This is a genomic window from Hyphomonas sp. BRH_c22 (genome assembly GCF_000961795.1).
GTDB lineage: Bacteria > Pseudomonadota > Alphaproteobacteria > Caulobacterales > Hyphomonadaceae > Hyphomonas.
The window spans coordinates 1-21,319 of record NZ_LADU01000017.1 but is presented as its reverse complement, the minus strand read 5'-3'; the positions used below and the strand labels follow the sequence as shown (position 1 = coordinate 21,319).

Below are 21,319 nucleotides of genomic sequence, written 5' to 3'. Positions count from 1 at the left end.
AAGAGCGCTGGACATCGACAGGGAGAAAATCAATGAATCGTCAGACAAAATTTGGAATCTGCGCGGGTGTATCGCTAATTGCCCTCGTATCAGGCAGCTTTTCGGCCATTGCGCAGGAAACCCAGGACACGCAACCGGCCACTGGCGAGGACGACCGGGTTCTTGAAAGTGTCGTGGTAACCGGTTTCCGGAATTCGCTCGCAGAGGCCCTCGACGTGAAGCGCAACGCTTCCGGCGTTGTCGATGCGATCGTGGCTGAAGACATCGCCGCCTTCCCGGACCTGAACCTGGCAGAATCGCTTCAGCGCATTTCCGGCGTGTCGATCGACCGCGTCGGCGGCGAAGGCCGCCAGATCACCGTCCGTGGACTGGGCGCCGACTTCACGCGCATTCGCATCAACGGCATGGAAGCGCTTGCCACCACCGGCGCATCGGATTCCTCCGGCGGCTCGAACCGCGGCCGCGGCTTCGACTTCAACACGTTCGCATCGGATCTGTTCAACGAGATCCGCGTCTCGAAAACGACATCCGCCGCACAGGAAGAAGGCTCGCTCGGCGCAACTGTTGACCTGCTGACCGCACAGCCCTTCGATTATGATTCCGGCCTGACGGCCGCCGGTTCGGCCCAGATGGGCTTCAACGACCTCTCCGAAGAGACCAGCCCCCGCCTTGCCGGACTGCTTTCCTACAAGAATCCCGAGGGCAATTTTGGTGCGCTCCTGTCGGTTGCTTACTCCGACAGGACCATACTGGAGGAAGGCTTCTCGACAGTGCGCTGGCAGGACGGCAATTTCCGGTCAGTCAATGGCGCCGCCTGCCCGGCGGGACCGGACTGTGCGTCGATCGACACAAACTCTCTCGTCTATCACCCGCGCATTCCGCGCTATGGCCGCCTGACGCACGAACAGGAGCGCCTCGGCCTGACGGGATCCGTCCAGTTCCGCCCGACCGACCGCACGACCGTGTCGCTTGACGGGCTCTACTCGCAGTTCGACGGCACCCGGCAGGAAGAATATCTCGAAGTGTTCTTCCGAAGCCAGGAAGGCAGAATGGATGTCACCAATCCTGTCATCAATACCAGCAACAACACGCTGGAATCCGGCACGTTCACGATCAGCCCGAACGCCAACGGAACCCATCCGATCCGATCCGAGGCACGGTTTGACAAGCTGACGACTGATTTCACGCAGCTCACGCTGAATGTCGATCATGAGTTCACCGACAGCCTGCGCGGCAACTTCCTCGTCGGAACCGTGGAATCCGAGTTCGACAATCCGGTTCAGACGACCATCTTCTTTGACGCGGTTGGCGACGTAACCGGGTACACCTACGATTTCAGCGGCGATCCGCAAACGCCTTCCATTGATTTCGGTTCGCTCGATGTGACCGACCCGAGCCAGTTTGCCTTCACCGAATTCCGCGATCGCCCGCAATCGGTCACGAACGCTTTCGACACGGTTGCCGGCACACTGGAATACGACCTCAATGATGCGCTGACGCTGTCTGGCGGCCTCAGCTTCAAACAGTTCGAGTTCAGCACGACAGAGGCGCGCCGGGAATCAACCTTCGGCTCATCCGTATGCGCCCTTCCGGGCATAGCCTGCCCGGTCGGCGCGACCGGACTGCCGATCACTGCTGGTATCCTCTCGCCCGTCACGGGATTCGGAAACGGACTGGGCGCAAGCGGCATCGACACCAGCTGGGTATCCCCGAATGTCGGCGCAGCTGCCGCGCTGATCGGTGTGTACGGCATTCCCGGCGCCGTTCAGGCGGGCAATACCCGCAGCGTGAAGGAAGAAGACCTGGGCGGCTTTGCCCAGCTCGATTTCGAGTCACAGCTTGGCACCATTCCGGTTCGCGGCAATGCCGGTGTCCGTTATGTCGAGACGACTGTCACATCCACCGGCAGCGTCAGCGGCACCGCGGTGACCGTGGAGCGGAGTTACGAGGATACGTTACCAGCGCTCAACCTGACATTCGAAATGACGGAAGATTTCTACATTCGCCTGGGCGCGGCGAAAGTGATGGCGCGGCCTTCCCTGGGCAACCTCACACCCGGCGGCGCCCTGGACAGCTTCAACGGCCCGCCATTCCGTTACAACTCCGGCAATCCGGGCCTCGATCCATTCCGTGCGAACGCCTATGATGCATCGTTCGAATGGTACTTCTCGGACGAGGGCCTCCTGGCGCTCAGCGTTTTCTACAAGGACGTCGACAGCTTCTTTACCCGTTCGACAACCACGGAAGTGCCTTACAGCCAGACCGGCCTGCCGGCATCTCTGCCGCCTGCATCAAGCCCGCTATTCGACCTGATCCAGGCCGGTGGTGATCCGCTGGTCGAAATCGCCCAGGTCTCGAATGGTGGCAGTGCCAGCCTGCAAGGGTTCGAACTGGCCTACCAGCAACCCTTCACGTTCCTGCCAGCGCCATTCGACAATTTCGGTTTCCAGGGCAACTATACCTATGTTGACTCCGACGAAATCCTGGGCTTCTCGCCGAATGCCTTTAACGCGACGCTCTATTATGAGGATGATCGTCTTTCGGCCCGAATCTCGGCGGCTTACCGTGATGCCTACCAGACGAATGCTCCGAACAATGCAGGCCGTGACGAGCGCGGTTATGATGCGACCACGAATGTGGACTTTGCATCCTCCTACAAGCTCACCGAAAATTTCGACGTGACGTTTGAAGCGATCAACCTGACCGACGAATTCGAGCAGCAGGTTTTCGACACGGCTGATCTGGTCAACGTGTACCATCACACAGGCCGCGAATTCCTGATCGGCGTGCGTTACAAATACTAGGGGACTTCTTCCTTTCCCTGATCAAGCGCCCCGGCACGAGTTAAGTCGTGCCGGGGCATTTTCATTTGCTGGCAGACATTTCATCACCGCCCGAGTGCGCCCGGTGGATACCATGGCCAGGCCGGCTCAGGCCGTCCTGTCTTCGGTGATGTGAACCGCGTGTGCGGCATCCTTGCTGACCACGATATCGGCTGAATCGCGCAGGGGCTGGATATGCTCGCGCAGGTTCGGCAGGTTGACGCCGTCCCAGACCGTCCGTGCGAAGGCCCTGAGCTCAGGCTCGCTCATGTGCAGCCATTGGGCATAGAAGGAGGCGGGATCGGTGCGCGCAGCATGCCAGAAGCCGGTGAAACGGTCGACATACCAGCGTTCGAGATCGGCCTCCGCCGCATCAAGATAGACCAGCACGTCCGGTTCGCCTGCCGTGCGGTCCGGGCGCGACGGCGGCTGGAAGCCGAGGCCTTCAAGGATCAGGAGATCGGGCAAGCGGATGGTGCGGGCCAGTGCCGGGTCGATGTCGTATGTCTCGTGGCTGTGGGCCGGGAAATCCGCCGCGCCCCGGCGCAGGCTGGCCAGCGCCCCGGCAAAGCCAGCGCGGTCATAGGTTTCCGGAAAGCCCTTGCGCATGAGCAAGCCCTGCGGCTCAAGCACCGCGTTCGGGAAGAGGAAGCCGTCGGTCGATACGGTTTCAACCGTCAGGCCGGGCCTCAGCGCATCTGACACATGCCGCGCCAGTGTCGTCTTGCCGGCCGCCACCGAGCCGGTCAGGCCGATGATCCGGGCCTTGCCGGAGGCGCGCAGCGCGGCAAGGCGCGCCGCCAGTTCGCCAATGCCGGTGCCTTGCCCACCCGTTGCCTGCTGCACCATTGCGACCGGTCCTTCCTGTGCGTCCGTGGCCAGCCTAGCTGCACTCGCGCGCGGTACCAATCGGAATTGGGCGGCGCCCTGCCCTGCGGCTGCCTTGGTGACCGCAGCAGACCCTGTTAGATTAGACAGGTGCAGGCCCCGAAGGAACCCGTACAGTGCTTGGCATGAAGACTTATCTTGGCTGGAAGATCGACTTCCTGAATCCCGAAGGCGAGCCCGCGTTTGCGGGACCGGATTCGGTGTCGTGGCGCGTGTTCAAGAACCCGATTGCGCTGGGCATTGGCGGCATTGCCGCCGTGCTGCTGGAATTTGCCGATGCGCGGATTCGTTCAGGTGTATGGGACCATTCCGTGTTCAAGACCGATCCGGTTGGCCGGTCCCAGCGCACGGGCGTGGCCGCCATGGTCGGCGTCTATGGCCCGCAGGGCGCAGCGCGGCGCGTGATCCAGGGCGTCACCAACATGCATGCGCGTGTGAAGGGCGAAACGCCTTCGGGCGAACCCTACAGCGCGCTGGATGTCGACCTGCTGGACTGGGTGAGCGCAACCGCCAGTTACGGCTTCCTGACGGCCTATGACCGTTTTGTTGCTCCCGTTTCCGAAGCTGACAAGACGCGCTTCTTCACGGAGGGCGAGGCGGTAGCCCGCCTCTATGGCGTGCAGCATCCGCTGACCAGCGAAGCCGATTTCCATGCGATGCTGTGCGGGCTGCTGCCGCGCTTCGAGCCGCACCCGATCAATACTGAATTTCTCGACATCATGAAATCCGGCCGCGCCGCCAAGGGGGTGCCGAAGGGCCTGCAGAGCGCCGTCGTGCATGCGGCCGTATCGATCCTGCCGGTGGCGGTGCGCGAGCGGCTGGAACTGGGATCGGAATATGACCTTACGCCGCGCGGAGCGCGTGTGGTGCGCCTGATGGGTGCCGTAGCGGAACGCATTCCGGTGCCGCAAAGTCCGGCGGGTCAAGCCTGCGCCAGGCTGGGACTTCCGGCGACTTTCTTGTGGAAGAGCCCCGAAAAACAGGCAAGTATGCTGCGCAAGACACAAGAGGGACTGGCCGCTTCACTGGCGCACTGACCCCGGAGGAGCGACAGAGTGAACCTTGACTTCCATCCCGAAGAAGAAGCCTTCCGCGACGAGGTCTGCGCCTTCCTCGATCGCGAACTGACGGCGGACCTGCGCGCCTATGCGGCGCGGATGACCAGCGTCTACAGCGACAAGGAAACGGCGCTGGCCTGGCAGGCCATTCTCGTCAGGCAGGGCTGGGCCGCCCCGTCCTGGCCGGCGGAACATGGCGGCTGCGACTGGAGCGTGGCGCAGCGCTATATCTTCGACGTCGAGATGGCCCGGTCCGGCGCTCCGCCCCTGTCGCCCATGGGCATCGCCATGTGCGGACCGGCCCTGATCGGCTACGGGTCCGAGGCCCAGAAGGCGCATTACCTGCCGCGCATCCTGTCCGGCGAGGATTACTGGTGCCAGGGCTATTCCGAGCCGCATGCCGGGTCCGACCTCGCGCAGCTGACCATGTCGGCCCGGGCGGATGGCGATGATTTCATCTGCAACGGATCGAAGATCTGGACGACGCATGCGCACGAGGCGAACATGATGTTCTGCCTGGTGCGCACCGATGCCAGCGGCAAGCCGCAGCAGGGCATCACCTTCCTGCTGATCGACATGACGGCGCCCGGCGTACGCGTCGACCCGATCACCATGATCTCTTGCGAGCATATCCAGAACGCGGTCTTCTTCGACGATGTGCGGGTGCCGAAGGCGAACGTGGTCGGCAAGGTCAACGAGGGCTGGACGGTGGCGAAATACCTGCTCGAGTTCGAGCGCGGCGGCTCTAGCTACGGCCCGCGCCTGCTGGCGCGCCTGCGGGCGCTGCGCCGCACTGCCGCCGAGGCCGGCATGGGAGCGGACATGGCGACCAGGCTGTCCTGGGCGGAAGCCGATGTCTCGGCGCTCGAAGCGGCCGAACTGATGATGATGTCAGAGCTGGCCGGCGGCGGCTCGCCCGGCCTCAAGGCGTCGATGATGAAGATCCGGGGCACGGAGCTCAGCCAGCACATAACCGAACTCGCGCTCGAGGTGGCTGGCGCGCATGCCGCCCCCTTCCAGCCGCACCATACCCGCCCCGGCGGGCCGGTCGTCAATGCCCCGTCCAATTCGGGCGCGCTGGTCGGCCCGGAGAGCGCCGTCACCGTGGCCGCGAAATACTTCAATGACCGGGCCGGCTCGATCTATGCCGGCTCAAATGAAATCCAGCGCAACATCCTCGCCAAGGCACAGCTGGGCCTTTGATCGCAACACGGAGCAATAATGCCCATACTCGTCCTCTATGAACATCCGCTGTCGCCCTATGCGCAGAAGGTCAAGATTGCGCTGCGGGAAAAGGGCCTGCCTTTCGAGGCGCGCATGCCGGAAGGTATCGGTGCGGGGCACACAAAAGGCGAATTCGCCGATGCCAACCCGCGCCGCGAAGTGCCCGCGCTGATCCACGGCGACACGGCGATCTTCGATTCCACGGTGATCCTCGAGTATATCGAGGACAAGTGGCCGCAGCCGCCGCTGCTGCCCGAGGCACCGGCCGCACGGGCACACGCGCGGCAGATCGAGGACGTGATGGACACGCATTTCGAGGCGATCACATGGGGCCTCGGCGAGCTGCATTTCTTCAGGCGCGGCGACGAGGCGGTCCGCAAGGTGATTGAAGCCAGGGCAGGTCAGCAGATTGCCGGCTTCATGGCCTGGCTGGACGGGAAACTGGATGAGGATGACTGGTTCAGCGGCGATGATTTCGGCCGCGCCGACCTAAGCGTCATTCCCTACCTCAATGCGGCGGACGGGTTCGGCTACACGCCTGTGGCGGGGTCCCGGCTGGATGCCTGGATGGCGCGCGCGAACGGGCGCGACAGCGTCAGCCAGACCGACGCGGAATCGCGCGCTTCGATCACAGGCATGCAGATGGTCAGCGCGGCGGTCGAAGCCGGCCTGTTCAAGCGCCAGTACCGCGACCACCGGCTCGAATGGATGATCAAGTCAGGCGGCATGGACATCGTGCAGGACGGCCTTGCCAAGGGCACGATCCGCTTCACCGATCACTGGGATACCTGAAATCCACAACAATCCGCTCGTGGCGGCAAAGGGAGACACAGAATGCACATCAAGACACGTTTCACGGAAATGTTCGGAATCGAGCACCCGATCGTCCAGGGCGGCATGCAATGGGTCGGCTATGCTGAAATGGTCGCTCCGGTCGCCGAGGCCGGCGCGCTCGGCTTCCTGACGGCGCTCACGCAGCCGACACCGGAAGACCTGGCAAAGGAAATCCAGCGCACCAGGGACATGACCGACAAGCCCTTCGGCGTGAACCTGACCATCCTGCCGGCAATCACGCCGCCGCCCTATGCCGAATACCGCCAGGCCATTATCGAAGGCGGCATCAAGATCGTCGAGACAGCCGGTTACAAGCCGCAGGAGCACGTTGACCATTTCAAGCAGCACGGCATCAAGGTGATCCACAAGTGCACCGCTGTGCGCCATGCGCTTTCGGCGGAACGCATGGGCGTGGATGCGATCTCGATCGATGGGTTCGAATGCGCGGGCCACCCCGGCGAGGATGATATTCCCGCCCTGATCCTGATCCCGGCAGCGGCCAACAAGGTGAAGATCCCGATGCTGGCATCCGGCGGTTTTGCCGATGGCCGCGGCCTGGTTGCCGCCCTCGCGCTTGGCGCTGACGGCATCAACATGGGCACACGCTTCTGCGTGACCAAGGAGGCGCCGATCCATGACAGCTTCAAGGCCCAGATGGTGGCCAATAACGAGCGCGACACGAACCTGATCTTCCGGACGCTGCACAATACGGCGCGCGTGATGAAGAATGCGGTCAGCGACGAAGTGGTCGAGATCGAGCGCAGGGGCGGCGCCAAGTTCGAGGATGTCATCCATCTCGTAGCCGGTGCACGCGGCCGCAAGGCCATGGCCGAGGGCGATGCGGATGGCGGTATCTGGTCGGCCGGCATGGTGCAGGGCCTGATCGACGACATCCCGACCGTCAAGGAGCTGATCGACACGATTATCGCGGACGCCAATGCGATCATCAATGCACGCCTCGCTGCAATGACCAAATAGGAACAGGATGGATATTTGATGGCCTACGAGCAGATCCTTCTGGAAAAGGATGGCCCGGCGGCCATCATCACCCTGAACCGGCCCGAGAAGCTGAACGCGTTCACCGCGCAGCTTGGCCAGGAACTGGCCGATGCGGTAAATGCCTGTGACGCAGACGACGATGTGCGCGGCATCATCCTGACCGGGGCCGGGCGTCACTTCTGCGCAGGCGCCGACATTTCCGACGGCGCCGATGCGTTCGACACAAGGAGCGGCACGGGCGCGAAAAATTTCGGAACGCCGGAACCGGGAAAGCCGCGCGACGGCGCCGGCTTCATCGGCGCGCTCTATAATTGCCGCAAGCCCGTGATCGCCGCCTTTAACGGGGCGGCGGTCGGGGTCGGCCTGACACTGGCGCTGCCAACCGATATCAAGATCGCATCGGACAGGGCGAAGTTCGGCTTTGTGTTTGCCCAGCGCGGCCTTCCGCCGGAAGCGGGAAGCGCCTGGTTCCTGCCGCAGCTGGTCGGCCTGCCGCAGGCGCTGCGCTGGTGCATGACAGGCCGCGTGTTCGGCGCCGAGGAGGCCCTGGCCGGCGGCCTGATCAGCGAGATCCATCCGCCGGAAGACTTGCTGCCCGCAGCCAAGCGCATCGTCGATGAGATTGCCCGCAATTCCGCGCCGGTCTCGGTCGCGCTGGTGCGGCAGTTGCTCTGGCGGTTCGGGCCGACGGCGCATCCGTTTGACCTGCTCAAGGTCGACGGACAATTTGCGCTGACGCTCGGATCCTCGCCGGACGTGAAGGAAGGCGTCACGTCATTCCTCGAGAAACGCGCGCCGCATTTTCCCGGGAAGGTCTCGGCTGACATGCCGGACGGCTATCCCTGGTGGGACGCCGACTAGTCTGGTGCGTGCCCCCCCAAAAAAACGGCCACGATCCCGGAAGGATCGTGGCCGCGATGCCAGGGGAGGAAACGCTTTCCGGTCCTAGAACCGGTACGTGAGAGAGGCACCATAAGTCCGTGGCATGCCTGCGAAACGCAGGACGACGTTGGCGTTCGATGTGATCTGCTGCCAGTAATATTCATCGGTGAGGTTCTGGCCCCACACTGACAGTTCCCAGTTATTGTTTATTGAATAGAGACCGACCGAGCCATTCAGGACGCCGTAGGAGTCGATGTCATAGAGCGGATCATCCGGGTCACCAGCGGTCGAGTCGCTCTGCCAGCGGCCGGATAGCGAGGCACGCAGGCCAAGTTCCGTCGTCATCTGCCGGTCATAGAGCAGCGCGAGGCTGGCCGATGTTTCCGGGCTGTAGAGGAAGGGGTCACCTGCATTGCTGGTTGGCAGGCCGAAGGCATCCGAGGTGTCAAATTCCTTGATTTCGGTCTGCAGCAGCGTCAGGCCGCCCATGGCTGTCAGGTTCTCGCTGATCAGCCAGGTCAGTTCCGCTTCGGCGCCATAGGCCTCCGACTTCGGGACGTTCTGCAGGCGCGAGAGGGCGCGGTAGATCGGGTCCGGGAAGAAGGCCGCGACCTGCTTGTCCTCGTAATCATAGAAGAACAGCGACGCATTGGTCTGGAGGCGCTGGTTGAAGAATTGCGCCTTGATGCCGGTTTCGTAGGCCAGCAGGCTTTCCTGCGTGGCCGGGGCGTTCTGCTCGGATTTCGACGCGGCGTTCACCGGCGTCGAGGCCGACTTGTAGCCCTGGGTCACCGAGGCGAAGAGCAGCATGTTGTCACGTGGTGTCCAGTTGCCGACAACCCGCCAGCTGACATTGTCCTCGTCCGTGTCGGACTCGACCGGCCCGAAGGAGTTGGTGGCAAGGTCATACGTGTTGCAGCCATTCTCGGTGAGCGCAGCCGGCGGAACGGCCAGGCCATACAGCGCCGAGAAGAACACGCGGTTGAAGACGTTGACGTTCGGCTGCATCGACCCATCCACGTCGCCGGAACAGCCCACATATTCCTGGCTGTCCTTGGTGTAGCGAATGCCGGTCGTCAGCGAGAATTCCGGAGTGATTTCCCAGTCGGCATTGGCGAAGATGCTCTGCGTCGTCGACTGGAAATCGCCGGTATCATAATAGGTCTGGAACGAGTTCAGCAGTTCTGCCGCCGTGTAGGGCAGGCCGGTTTCCGGGTCGACGTTCACGGCGGAGACGAGACCGGCGATCTCCGGCGGGAAGCCAAGCGCAGCCGGGTTCACGGTCAGCAGGTAGGCAGCCGTGCTGACGAAGTTGGAGTTGGCGTTGTCACGCAGCAGCGTGCGGTTGCCGTCAGTCGTCTCGTCCTTGCCGTAATAGGCGCCGACCAGCCAGTTGACCCGGCCGGTTTCACCCTCGAGGCGCAGCTCCTGGCTGAAGGATTCGATGTCGCCATCCACGTCCTGCAGCAGGATCTGGTAGGGCACGCCCGACCAGTCGAGAACCGATTCACGCTCCAGCTTGTTGAGGCCGGTGAGCGAGACGAGGCGCATGTCATTTTCGAACGTGTAGTTCACGCCGAGACGGATCGCGCTGAAGCTCGAATCCTCTTCGTGCGGGCCATCAATGCCCTGGCCGGCGCCAATGTCGGCCGAGCGATCCCAATAGGGCGCCCAGTCAGCCTGGGAGGCCTTGGTCGGGGCATTGTTCTGGAGATAGTCGAACAGGCCCGGTGCCAGGAAACCCGATGCCGCCGCGGGACCGGCCGTGCCGGGCACGGTGAAGGTCGGGTCGGTGTTCGGGGTCAGGCCGATGCCCTGCCCGCCGATTGTATCGGATTTGTTGATCCAGCCATTGTAGGAGAGGTTGATGTCCAGATTGTCGGTTGGCTGGAGCGCAAGCGCGGCACGGTAGCCGAGCTTCTCCTTCGTGCCGCGGTCTTCGCCGCGGGTGATTGATTTCTGCCAGCCCTTGTCGCTGTTCTCGCTGCGGATGGCAAAGCGCGCCTGGGCCCGCTCGGAGAGCGGCAGGTTGATCATGCCTTCAAGGTTCCAGGTGTCGTAATTGCCGACATCGGCCGTCACCTGCGCTTCGAATTCGTCGGATGGCTTGTTGGTGACCATGTTGATCAGGCCGGCCGTCGTATTGCGGCCGAACAGCGTGCCCTGCGGGCCCTTGAGGACCTCAACGCGCGAGATGTCGAATACCGGGCCGGAATTCATGAACGGATAGGGATAGGCAACTTCGTCAACATACGTGCCGACGGTCGATGTGGCCGAGAGGTTGATCGTGTTGAAGCCAATACCGCGCAGCGTGTAGGTCGGCACGCCCTGGTAGCTCTGGGACACCGAGAAGCCGGGAACGACGGACTGCAGGTCCTCGACGCTGTCGATCCTGAGCTGTTTCAGCGTGTCTTCGCTGAACGCCTGGATCGCCATGGGCACGTCCTGTGCCGATTCTTCGCGGCGCTGGGCGGTCACGACGATCGACCCGAGCTTGAGCGAGCTATTGTCCGATGCCTGTTCGGCCTCTTCCGTGACGGCGTCCTGTGCCACAGATGGCATCTGGGACGCGAGCGCGAACAGGGACGCGCCCAGCAGGGCATATCGGCGGATTCGTGGCGTCTTGGTCATTAGCATATCTCCTCCCGGCAGTACCCTCTGGATGGGGTCTGTCCAATGGTGGCGACATTCAGAAATCGGCCCTTCCGGGGCAAGCTATCGGAAGTGACAGGGTGGGCCTCACAGGCCGAGCACGAGCTTGGCCATGATATTGCGCTGGACCTCGTTCGAGCCGCCATAGATGGAGCCTGCCCGATTGTTGAGGTAGCGCGGCATCAGGGTGAGCCGGTCCGAAGGGCCGACCGGCGCGATATTGCTGCCCGGCTGGCGTGCCTCGAGCTGGTCGACCCCCGCATAGGCCCCGCCCGCCTCGATGCCGAGCGTGTCGATGCGCTGCATCATTTCGGTGCGCTGGACCTTCAGCATGGACGCCGCAGGCCCCGGATTGGCACCGCTGGAAAGGGCCGCTGACACACGCTGCTCGGTAATCTTGATCGCTTCCAGCCCAATCTCGGCGGCGGCCAGGTCGCGGGCAAAGCCTCCTGCACCGGCCAGCAGGCCATCCCTCGCAGCAAGGGCCCGGATGCGCGCCACCCCGGCTTCGAGACCGGCCGACGAGCCGCCGCCCCGTTCGAATTCGAGCAGGTACTTGGCCACGGTCCAGCCGTCATTTTCGGCACCGAGCCGGCCCGCCTGCGGCACGCGGACATCATCGAAGAAGACCTGGTTGACCTCATGCTCACCGGCCAGCGTGATGATCGGCTCAACCTTGATGCCCGGCAGGTTCATGTCGAGCAGCAGGAACGTGATGCCTTCCTGCGGCTTTCCGTCGAAACGGGTGCGCACGAGGCAGAACATGCGGGTCGCGAAATGCGCATGTGTGGTCCAGATCTTGGTGCCGTTGAGAACATAGGCGTCGCCATCCGCAACGGCCTTGAGGCCGAGACTGGCAAGGTCCGACCCGGAATTCGGTTCGGAATAGCCCTGGCACCAGTAATCCTCGCCCGACAGGATGCGCGGCAGGTAATGCGCCTTCTGTTCCGGCGTGCCATGCCCGATGATGCACGGGCCGACCATGCTGAGCCCCATGGGCGACAGGCCCGGAGCCCCGGCGCGGGCGCATTCGGACGCAAAGATATAGCGCTGCATCTCGCTCCAGCCGGTACCGCCATATTCCACGGGCCAGGCTGGCGCCGCCCAGCCACGCGCATGCAGGATGCGCTGCCAGGGCAGGCTGAATTGCGGCTCGATGAAGACGCTGGTGGTCAGCTTGCCGGCATTTGCCAGTTCCGGCGTCAGGTTGTCGTGGAGGAACGCTCGCACCTCGTCGCGAAAATCGCTATCTTCCTGTGTAAGGTCGAGATTCATCTGGCTCCTCCGGGCGTATGCGGCAATCTTGTCAGTGCTGCCATTCCGACACACTGGCAGTAGCGCGCACACGGATGCAACCTGCTCGATTCGATAGGGTTGATTAAATTGACGAAACCGGCTGATCCAGTGTGCAGGGAAAGTGACATCGCCACGCGGTTGATGGACCTTGCGTACGCCGTGGCGGCCCGGGGCGAAGCGATGGGAATGCCCTATATTGCGGTTAGCGCCGACATTGGCAGCCCCGAACCCATGCAGGATTCGTCCGGCCAGCCGCTCGCGGAAACCCTGTTCAAATGGGTCGACCCTGAACTGGCCTACTGGAAGGACCGCGCCTTTGCGCTGAGGTCAGGATTTGTCCGCGGCGCGCGCACCTGCGCCGAACCCTTCTATTTCGAGAATGGCAAGGTCGGCAGCTGGCGGCATATCGCGGCCCTTGACGGACTTGCAGAGACGATGGACGCCGATGCCTATGGCATCGGGGGAGCCATCATCTCGCCCTGTCACCTGCCGTCGGGCGTCATCGGGGCGATCGTCTGGGCAACGCCTGACCGCTCGCTCGACGTCAGCGCCGTGTTCGCGGCGCATGCGGTGGAACTTCATGTCCTGACGCTGAAACTGATGGCGACCTATCATGACTTCAGGGGCGCCAGCCCGACCGACCTTGCGGTAACGCTCACGCGCCGGGAAACCCAGTGCCTGAAATGGGCGGCAGCAGGCAAGACCGACCATGAGATCGCGACCATTATCGGCATATCGCAGCCGACGGTGCGCTTCCACATTACCAATTCCAGCCGCAAGCTCGGCGTATCGGGGCGCTCGCAGGCCGTGCACCGGGCCACGACGTTGGCTATATTGGCGGCGGGCAGGCCTGAAAGGGGTTTCCTGCGGGCGAATGCGGCCTAACATCAGGCTCAGCCTGCCGAACTGGAGACTGCCATGACCCGACTGCCGAATGACCAGCCCGTGCCGCAAGGCGTGTTCGACCTTTATGATGCCTATTGCCATGGCGCCATGTCGCGCCGGGACTTCTTTGCCGGGCTCGGCAAGTATGCGGTGGGCGGCATGAGCGTCGCCGCGCTCGCTGCCTGCGTCATGCCGGACTACGAGAACGGGCTGCAGACCTCGCCCGATGATTCAGACTTGCGGATCGAGACCCTTGCCTATGACTCGCCGGACGGAGCAGGCACCATGGCCGGCGATCTCGTGCGGCTGAAGTCAGGCCCCGGCAAGCAGCCCGGCGTGATCGTCGTGCACGAAAACCGCGGCCTCAACCCGTACATCAAGGATGTCGCGCGTCGCACGGCGCTTGCCGGATACATTGCGCTTGCACCGGACGCGCTCTATCCGCTCGGCGGCTATCCCGGCAATGATGATGACGGCCGCGAAATGCAGGCGACGCGCGACCGTGACGCCATGCTGCAGGACTTCATGGCCGCGGCAGAGACGCTGCGCGATCATCCTGAATGCAATGGCAAGGTCGCCTGCGTCGGCTTCTGCTTTGGCGGGGCGATCACGAACCTAATGGCGGTGAACCAGCCCTGGCTGTCAGGCGCGGTGCCTTTCTATGGCGGCTGGCCCAGCGAGGAAGATGCCGCGCGGGTCAAGGTGCCGCTGATGATCCATCTCGCCAGCCTCGATGAGCGGGTGAATGCCGGCTGGCCCGCCTATGAGGCGGCGCTGAAGGCAAATGGCGCTGACTACCAGGCCTTCATGTACGAGGGCGTGAACCACGGCTTCCACAATGACACCACGCCGCGCTATGACGCGGCCGCCGCGGAACTCGCCTGGTCACGCACGCTGGATTTCTTCAAGGCGAAAATGGCCTGAATTCGGCGTGATCGGTTGAAGCCTGGGCCCTCGCTGGCGCTTCGGGCATTTCAAGCCTCAATTTGATCCTCGATCAAATTGTGCGCCGCAGGCGCACCCGCGTGAAATGGTGGGCGGTACAAGGTTCGAACTTGTGACCCCTACGATGTCAACGTAGTGCTCTACCACTGAGCTAACCGCCCGATCCATCGGGAAGCGGCGGTAATGGCGAATCCAGCCCGCCACGTCAAGATGGTTTAGGCGGCCATTACCTTGTCGACCTCGTCGACGATCTCGCGCAGGTGGAACGGCTTGGACAGGACTTTCGCACCCGCCGGTGTCGGCGCGCCGGAAGACAGCGCCACGGCGGCAAAACCTGTAATGAAAACAATCTTCATTGCCGGATCGAGCTCGGCGCCGCGGCGCGCCAGTTCAATCCCGTCCAGCCCCGGCATGACAATGTCAGTCAGCAGGAGGTCGAAGACCTCGCGCTCAAGGGCATGCAGGGCGGTTTCGCCGTCCGCATAATCCTGAATCTCGTGACCTGCCCGGCGCAGCGCAGCGGCCAGGAATGTGCGCATCGAGTCGTCATCTTCTGCGAGAAGGATCTTGGTCACGCTCGCCCCCTTGAATACCAATGTTTGATTTAAGACATAAACAGCTGATCCGGTAAATCAGGCGTGAATGGAGACGCGATTTCCCATGTCTTTTTTCAATTGGCCCTGAAAAAGCTTGACCTTCAGACGAACAGACAAACCATGGGTGTCATGAGCAGCGCCTTTCCCCTGACGGACCTCGACGCATGTGGGTCTGCAACATCTGTTGTGTATGAGACGCCCTATACACTGGCCATGCCGATTGGTCCGGCCCAGCCCGTCCTGTTCACCTCGCCCCATTCGGGAAATGTCTACCCTGCGCCCATGCAGGCGGCGCTTTGCGTGCCGCTGATTGACATACGCCGTACCGAGGATGCGTTTGTCGAGGAATTGTTTGCCGAGGCTCCCATCCTTGGCGCAACGCTCATGGCCGCGCGCTATGGCCGGTCGGTGGCCGATCTCAACCGGGATCCGCGAGAGCTCGATGCGACCATGTTCAGCGACGGCCTGCCGCGCGCCAGCGGCGTTCCCACGGCACGCGTCGATGCCGGTCTTGGCGCCCTGCCCCGCGTGGCGGCGCGCGGTGAGCCCATCTATGCCCGCCGGCTGACCCGCGCCGAAGGGGAAGCCCGGCTCTTCCATGTGCACGACGCCTATCATGACCGCCTCGGGCTGGAGCTGGCCGCCCTGCGCGAAACCCATGGCGCTGCCCTGCTGATTGACTGCCATTCCATGCCCTCGGTGCAGCCCGGGCGGCGCCAGCTGGCCGATATTGTGCTGGGAGACCGGTTCGGATCGAGCTGCGATCCGAGGCTGACCGGGCGGGTTGAGCGCGCCTTTCGCGCCCAGGGCCTGAGCGTCGCCCGCAACGCGCCCTATGCCGGGGGCTATACGACACGGCGTTACGGGCGCCCGAAGCGCCAGATCCACGCCTTGCAGATCGAAATCAATCGCGGCCTGTACATGGACGAACATGCCATCACGCGATCGGACAGATTTGCTGAGATAAGAGCCATCATTACAGATGTGACCTCTCATATCGTCGAGATCGCCCGTCTCCTCGGCCGCGGCTGAGCCCTTGATCAAAAAAAAGGGCCGCACCCGAAGGTGCGGCCAAAGTCAAAGGGAGGAAACGCCAGAGGCGTCTGCACCGAAGTGCAAGACCAGAAATATGTTGCGGTGCACAAATAAGCAAGCGCAGGAATGTCGCACGTGTGCGATTAACCTCAACTGCCCGCATTTTGGGCACAGAAACCCCCTCCGGCACAGTGATTGCGTAGGACTTGCTCGAAATTCCTGTTTTGGGACGTGAATCGTCCTGCTGTAGTTTGGAGTAAGAAATGGCTGACGAAACAGATCTGCACGTGGGCAAGCGCCTTCGCCGCCGCCGCCGGCTGCTGGGCATGACCCAGCAGGACCTTGCCAGCCAGGTGGGCGTACGGTTCCAGCAAATCCAGAAGTACGAGTGCGGTGCCAATCGCATTACCTCCTCGCGGCTCTACGAACTGTCGCGCGCGCTGAGCGTATCGGTCCAGTATTTCTTCGACGGGATCCCGGCGGCCGATGCCCCGGACGCGGCCAATGATGCCGAGCACATGGAAGGCGACATCCTTTCGCAGAAGGAAACGCTGGAACTGGTGCGGGCCTATTACCGCCTCGGCGAACGCCCGCGCCGCCGCCTGCTTGAGCTGGCCAAGGCGCTGGAAGGCGACCAGTCGAGCCACGGCGCCGCTTGACGCCCGGCCCCCGGCATGGCTAGCCCTGCCGGATGCCAGACGGAATAATCCTTGAAGATGAGCTCGCCCTTGCCGGGCAGCTCGCAGATGCGGCCTGGACAGCCATCCGGCCGCATTTTCGTGCGCTGAATACGGTCGACAACAAGGCGCAGACGCCCGCGCCCGCCCCGTCCGCGAATCTTCCCAAGCCCGGCGACCGGCCCGCCATCCCGGCACGGCCGGAATTTGATCCCGTCACGGAAGGCGACCGCGCTGCGGAACGCGCAATTCGCGCCATATTGCAGGCCGAACGGCCGCATCATGGGGTGACCGGCGAGGAATATCCTGAAACGCCCTCCAGCAGCGGCTACCGCTGGCTGATCGACCCGATTGACGGCACACGGGCCTTCGTCGCGGGCCTGCCAGTATGGACCACATTGATTTCGCTGGTGGGCCCGGATGACGTCCCGATCATCGGGATCATCGACCAGCCTGTCCTGAGCGAACGCTATGTCGGCTGGCCGGGCGGCGCAGAACTCCAGACACCCGGTGCGCGAACCCCCATCCGCGTATCCGCCTGCAACGATCTTCGCCAGGCAATGATTGCCACAACTGACCCCTTCATCCTGAACCCGGCCGAGCAAGGCGCATGGGCGCACCTGCGCGCAACCGCCCGCATCAGCCGCTATGGCCTAGATGCATACGCCTATGCGCGCCTCGCGGCCGGCACGATCGACCTTGTCGCGGAAACCGGCCTGAAAGCCTGGGACGTCGCCGCCCTCATCCCGGTCGTGCGCGGCGCAGGCGGCCTCACGACGGACTGGCGCGGGAATGCGCCCAAACTTGGCGGCCAGATTGTCTGCGCCTCCAGTGAGGGCGTGCTGGAACAGGCCCTGCTGGCCCTGCGCCGCTCGGCCACGCTGGCCTGACAGGCGCATGCAAAAAGACCGGCCCCGAAGGACCGGCCCATTTGCGCAGGTAGCCAAATTGATCAGCCGTAATGCGTGGTCATCGACGTGCGGAACTGCGGGTCGGCAAAATCCGGCCATTTGTCCTTGTCGAAGCCGGGCGCGTTTTTCAGCCGGTCCTTCTCGACATTGAGGACCATGTGCTTGTTCTCGCGGTCAACGCTGAGGCGATTGAAGGGAACGGCGAAATACTTGTCGCCCATGCCGAGAAAGCCGCCAAAGCTAAGTACGGCATATTCGATCTGGCCGCTGCCGGTATCGACCATGAGGTCCTCAATCTTGCCGAGATCCTCGCCTTGCGCGTTGTGAACCGAGTCTCCGTTGATCGAAGAAGCGGACAATAGGGAATGTGTCATGGCGTTTCCTTTCCTTGTAACCGTCATGAAAAGGAAATGCGCGGCACCGCGACAATGTTCCACGCGCGCGAGCTAAAATTACGGAGAGGTGATGAGCCCCTCCCGGTAGCGCCGGCTGCCCATGATCACACGGCCATCGTCAAGGGTGATGTCCAGGTCGCCCGAGGCGCGCGGCTTCAAGGCGGCGATGTGCGCCCTGTTGACCAGCCGCGAGCGGTGCACCCGCACGAAACCGTGCTCGCTGAGGTGCGCCTCCCAGGCCGCCAGCGTGCCGCGTACCAGGTGCACCCGGTCTGCCGTCTGGAACTGGACATAATTGCCAGCGGATTCGACGAGGAAAATCGCTGCCGGCGGCAGGAAGACGGCCGTGCTGCCATCCCGGATCGCGATGCGTGACGGGTCGCTGGAAGCAGGCTGCGACGTGCCCCCGAATCGCTCGAATGCCCAGAATACGGCGGCGATAATGGCATAGGAAATGACGTCCTTGCGCCATTCATAGAGCAGCGGCATCAGCACGCCGTCATCGAAAAAGCCGTAGCGCCGGCCCAACAGGCTGAACACCATGGTACGCAGCAGCGCCATGCCGCCAACATGGATGAGGGAAATCAGGATTGTCATGCCGGCATGGAAAAGCGCGAAGCGGACCCAGGCGCCATTCCTGGGCGGCACCCTGCGGATGCCAAGGCCGATCAATGGCGCCAGCGCCACCCAGAGGACATAGCTCGTCGCCTCCAGCGTGAAGGCCCCGCCGATATCCGGCGTACCGCCGCCGCGCGAGTCGTCGATGATGTTGCTCGTCGCATTGACGAAGAGATTGACGAGGCCGAGGGCGATCACCGACAGCCAGGGCCAGAGCCATATGGCCCGGTCACCGCTCGTCACGCCTGGCCTACCGCTCGTCACACGTCTGTCCCCGCTTGTCCCGCCCAGCCACCGCCAGCGTCGCCACGATAGCGTGGTCCGCCGGTTCGGCAAAGAAAAGGAAATACGCGAAGGAGATACACCATGACCGAACGGCGATACGACCTCGACTGGCTGCGCATCGGCGCATTCGTCCTGCTGATATTCTACCATATCGGCATGTTCTATGTGACCTGGGACTTCCATGTGAAGTCGAGCCGGGCGAGTGACCTGATCGAACCGCTGATGAGGCTCTCAAACCCGTGGCGCCTGACCCTGCTATTCCTGATCTCGGGTGTCGCGACGCGGTTCATGGCCGACAAGATGAGCGCAGGCAGCCTGTTTCGCACGCGCATGGGGCGGCTCTGGCCGCCGCTCCTGCTGGCCGTGTTCGTGATCGTGCCGCCGCAGACCTATTATGAAGTCGTCGAGGCGATGCAGGCGCACACGCTGCCGCCGGGCCCCTGGCTGGACGATTTCTACCGCAAATACGTCACCGCCTCAGGCCACTGGTGCGACGCGGACGGCTGCATCTTCACGCCGACCTACAATCACATGTGGTTCGTGGTGTACCTGATCCTCTACACGATCGCGCTTCTGCCCCTGATCCCGCTGATCCGGCGCCTGCCCGCGCGGATGAGCCAGCTGATTGCCGGACCCGGCCTGATCCTGACGCCGTTCCTGTTCCTGTCTGTCACACGGGTGACCCTGTTCCCGGTCTTCGGCGAAACGCACGACTTCCGGGCCGACTGGTATGCGCATCTCCTCTATTTCTCGACCTTCCTGTTCGGCTTTGCGATTGCCCGGCATGCGCCGTTTTTTGCGGCCTGCGTCAGATGGCGCTGGGCCGCAGCGGCCATGATGCTGCTCTCCTGGGCCGCGCTGATGGTCTATTACCGCGCCTGGTCCGGCGAAACCGCGCCGCCGGAAGCCCTGCGCAATCTGTTTCGCTGCGTGCGGGAACTGCAGGCCTGGACGGCCATCGTGGCGGCGGTCGGCTTTGCCCACCATCACCTGCGTGAACGAGACGGCCCGGTGCGGCGCGCCCTGACGGCGGCGGTGTTTCCCTTCTATCTGGTTCACCAGACAATCATCGTGGCGGCAGGGCATCATCTCGACGCGCTGCGACTGCCGCTGGCGCTGGAAGCCACGCTGCTGATCGGGGCGACCTTTGCCGGTTGCTGGCTGTTCTACGATATCGGGCGGCGGATCCCGTTGCTGCGGATATGGATTGGCTTGCCTTCACGCCCCAGGACAGGTGACGCGCCTATGGCCCCGTCACTTCAAGTCCCTGTTCGCGAAGGATCGCAATGACGCTGTCGTCGCCCGCCAGGTGGCCCGCGCCTACGGCAATGAGGCGCGTTCCGGGCGCGTCCAGCATGGCCGCGATCTTGGGCGCCCAGATCTCGTTGCGATCCTTCAGGAGGGCGTCATAGATCGCGTCTGAGCCCATCATTTCGGGATTGGCCAGCAGCACGCCGAGCCCGTTCACATCGCCATCGGCCCACTCATCGACAAGGGTGTCCAGCATGTCTGCGCCCTCGTCGATGGATTCGGCCGAACTGATCAGGAAATCGACCTGCACATCGTCCGGCAGGCTGGCGAGCCGTCCGAGCTGTTCATCCACGGTCTCGAGATAGGCGAAGGCCTTGCCGTCGGCCCGGCCCTCAGCCATCAGCACCTGCTCGACACCGGAATTGGGATCGAAACCATCCTTCTGCATCTGCATGACGGACAGGTTGATGGCCGCAAACCAGGGCCGCATGTTCTGCACCGCGCCCAGCGGCAGACCGACATAATCAAGCGCCGCCTGAAGCTCGAGCTTCTCGGATTCATCCAGCAGGTTGGTCAACTGGCCGCCATTGGCAAACAGGCCCTTCTCGCGGACAAATTTCATCATTTCCGCGCCAGCCTCCGGGCTCGACACATCGGCCTCGAACACCAGCGTGTCGGCCGCCTCGATCGCAGCGTCGATCTCATCGCTCCGCCACGCAAGGCCCGGCCGCAGGAGGTGAACCGTGCCCATGATGTAAAGCGTCGTGTCCTCGTCCGAAACGGCCCAGACAGCAGGCGTTCCGGGACCGCGAGAGGCCTTGGCCGCTGCCAGCGCCGCCTCGGCGGCCGCGTCCTGCTCGGCCTTTGCGGCAGCAGCCTCTGCGGCAATCGAAGCGGCATCGGGCGCCTTCTCCTTGCAGGCGGTCGGGCCGATCAGCGCGAGGCCGATGACCAGGGACAGGGCAAAGCCGGATATGCGCATCTGGACGTTCCTTATTCGAGCCTGACCTAGCTACCGCAATTTCCCGCAGGCGCAAACGACACGGGCGCCTTTCACCGTTGCGCC

19 protein-coding genes and 1 tRNA gene are annotated in these 21,319 nt (G+C 63.2%); 12 read left to right on the top strand and 8 right to left on the bottom strand.

Going from position 1 to position 21,319, the window contains the following annotated elements:
- The first annotated feature begins 32 nt into the window (after positions 1-32).
- Positions 33-2,804 (top strand): TonB-dependent receptor, encoded by a 2,772-nt coding sequence (locus VR74_RS02445; protein WP_045694096.1) that lies wholly within the window; start codon positions 33-35, stop codon positions 2,802-2,804.
- 126 nt (positions 2,805-2,930) lie between these two features.
- Here VR74_RS02445 and VR74_RS02440 read toward each other — a convergent pair whose 3' ends face one another.
- On the bottom strand, positions 2,931-3,671 hold the full coding sequence (locus VR74_RS02440) for a hypothetical protein (RefSeq protein ID WP_299949410.1): 741 nt from the start codon (positions 3,669-3,671) through the stop codon (positions 2,931-2,933).
- Between the two features lie 164 nt (positions 3,672-3,835).
- Between VR74_RS02440 and VR74_RS02435 the strand changes: the two genes are divergently transcribed.
- From VR74_RS02435 to VR74_RS02415, 5 genes are read left to right on the top strand one after another with little or no spacing between them, the layout of a single operon-like run.
- Positions 3,836-4,747 carry an oxygenase MpaB family protein gene (locus VR74_RS02435; RefSeq protein ID WP_299949408.1) on the top strand — a complete coding sequence of 304 codons (912 nt, stop codon included), beginning with the start codon at positions 3,836-3,838 and terminating at the stop codon, positions 4,745-4,747.
- Between the two features lie 18 nt (positions 4,748-4,765).
- Positions 4,766-5,971 (top strand): acyl-CoA dehydrogenase family protein, encoded by a 1,206-nt coding sequence (locus VR74_RS02430; protein WP_045694092.1) that lies wholly within the window; start codon positions 4,766-4,768, stop codon positions 5,969-5,971.
- A gap of 18 nt (positions 5,972-5,989) precedes the next feature.
- Complete coding sequence (locus VR74_RS02425; protein WP_299949406.1) at positions 5,990-6,784, top strand: glutathione S-transferase family protein; 795 nt, start codon at positions 5,990-5,992, stop codon at positions 6,782-6,784.
- Positions 6,785-6,826: 42 nt separating this feature from the next.
- Complete coding sequence (locus VR74_RS02420) at positions 6,827-7,804, top strand: nitronate monooxygenase family protein (RefSeq protein ID WP_045694091.1); 978 nt, start codon at positions 6,827-6,829, stop codon at positions 7,802-7,804.
- An 18-nt stretch (positions 7,805-7,822) separates the two neighbouring features.
- Positions 7,823-8,686: an enoyl-CoA hydratase-related protein gene (locus VR74_RS02415; protein ID WP_045694089.1), complete on the top strand. Its 864-nt coding sequence runs from the start codon at positions 7,823-7,825 to the stop codon at positions 8,684-8,686.
- Positions 8,687-8,770: 84 nt separating this feature from the next.
- Here VR74_RS02415 and VR74_RS02410 read toward each other — a convergent pair whose 3' ends face one another.
- Together VR74_RS02410 and VR74_RS02405 are read right to left on the bottom strand one after the other, a co-directional pair.
- Positions 8,771-11,338: a TonB-dependent receptor gene (locus tag VR74_RS02410; protein WP_045694088.1), complete on the bottom strand. Its 2,568-nt coding sequence runs from the start codon at positions 11,336-11,338 to the stop codon at positions 8,771-8,773.
- A 108-nt stretch (positions 11,339-11,446) separates the two neighbouring features.
- Positions 11,447-12,634 carry an acyl-CoA dehydrogenase family protein gene (locus VR74_RS02405; protein ID WP_045694086.1) on the bottom strand — a complete coding sequence of 396 codons (1,188 nt, stop codon included), beginning with the start codon at positions 12,632-12,634 and terminating at the stop codon, positions 11,447-11,449.
- Positions 12,635-12,742: 108 nt separating this feature from the next.
- Here VR74_RS02405 and VR74_RS02400 point away from each other — a divergent pair, with 108 nt between their 5' ends.
- Together VR74_RS02400 and VR74_RS02395 are read left to right on the top strand one after the other, a co-directional pair.
- Positions 12,743-13,540 carry a helix-turn-helix transcriptional regulator gene (locus tag VR74_RS02400; protein ID WP_299949403.1) on the top strand — a complete coding sequence of 266 codons (798 nt, stop codon included), beginning with the start codon at positions 12,743-12,745 and terminating at the stop codon, positions 13,538-13,540.
- Positions 13,541-13,573: 33 nt separating this feature from the next.
- Positions 13,574-14,464: a dienelactone hydrolase family protein gene (locus VR74_RS02395; protein WP_045694083.1), complete on the top strand. Its 891-nt coding sequence runs from the start codon at positions 13,574-13,576 to the stop codon at positions 14,462-14,464.
- Between the two features lie 107 nt (positions 14,465-14,571).
- On the opposite strand, the gene VR74_RS02390 is transcribed toward VR74_RS02395, so the two are convergent.
- A tRNA-Val gene (locus VR74_RS02390) sits at positions 14,572-14,646 on the bottom strand.
- 54 nt (positions 14,647-14,700) lie between these two features.
- Positions 14,701-15,060 (bottom strand): cell cycle two-component system response regulator CpdR, encoded by a 360-nt coding sequence (gene cpdR, locus VR74_RS02385; RefSeq protein ID WP_035617936.1) that lies wholly within the window; start codon positions 15,058-15,060, stop codon positions 14,701-14,703.
- 150 nt (positions 15,061-15,210) lie between these two features.
- On the opposite strand from cpdR, the gene VR74_RS02380 reads away from it, so the two are divergent.
- The 3 genes from VR74_RS02380 (at position 15,211) to VR74_RS02370 (ending at position 17,683) form a co-directional block, all read left to right on the top strand.
- Positions 15,211-16,113 (top strand): N-formylglutamate amidohydrolase, encoded by a 903-nt coding sequence (locus tag VR74_RS02380; RefSeq protein WP_299949401.1) that lies wholly within the window; start codon positions 15,211-15,213, stop codon positions 16,111-16,113.
- Positions 16,114-16,379: 266 nt separating this feature from the next.
- On the top strand, positions 16,380-16,775 hold the full coding sequence (locus VR74_RS02375) for a helix-turn-helix transcriptional regulator (protein ID WP_045694081.1): 396 nt from the start codon (positions 16,380-16,382) through the stop codon (positions 16,773-16,775).
- 32 nt (positions 16,776-16,807) lie between these two features.
- Positions 16,808-17,683, top strand: a complete 876-nt coding sequence (locus VR74_RS02370; protein WP_045694079.1) for an inositol monophosphatase family protein — start codon at positions 16,808-16,810, stop codon at positions 17,681-17,683.
- A 62-nt stretch (positions 17,684-17,745) separates the two neighbouring features.
- Here VR74_RS02370 and VR74_RS02365 read toward each other — a convergent pair whose 3' ends face one another.
- Entirely contained in the window at positions 17,746-18,078 is a 333-nt protein-coding gene (locus VR74_RS02365) for a PRC-barrel domain-containing protein (protein WP_299949399.1), read from the bottom strand.
- Between the two features lie 78 nt (positions 18,079-18,156).
- Positions 18,157-18,981 carry a LytTR family DNA-binding domain-containing protein gene (locus tag VR74_RS02360; protein WP_299949397.1) on the bottom strand — a complete coding sequence of 275 codons (825 nt, stop codon included), beginning with the start codon at positions 18,979-18,981 and terminating at the stop codon, positions 18,157-18,159.
- Between the two features lie 102 nt (positions 18,982-19,083).
- Between VR74_RS02360 and VR74_RS02355 the strand changes: the two genes are divergently transcribed.
- Positions 19,084-20,292 carry an acyltransferase family protein gene (locus VR74_RS02355; protein WP_045694073.1) on the top strand — a complete coding sequence of 403 codons (1,209 nt, stop codon included), beginning with the start codon at positions 19,084-19,086 and terminating at the stop codon, positions 20,290-20,292.
- Here the strand turns inward: VR74_RS02355 and VR74_RS02350 are convergent.
- Positions 20,246-21,235: a TraB/GumN family protein gene (locus VR74_RS02350; RefSeq protein ID WP_299949395.1), complete on the bottom strand. Its 990-nt coding sequence runs from the start codon at positions 21,233-21,235 to the stop codon at positions 20,246-20,248. The genes VR74_RS02355 and VR74_RS02350 overlap by 47 nt on opposite strands.
- Positions 21,236-21,319: the final 84 nt, after the last annotated feature.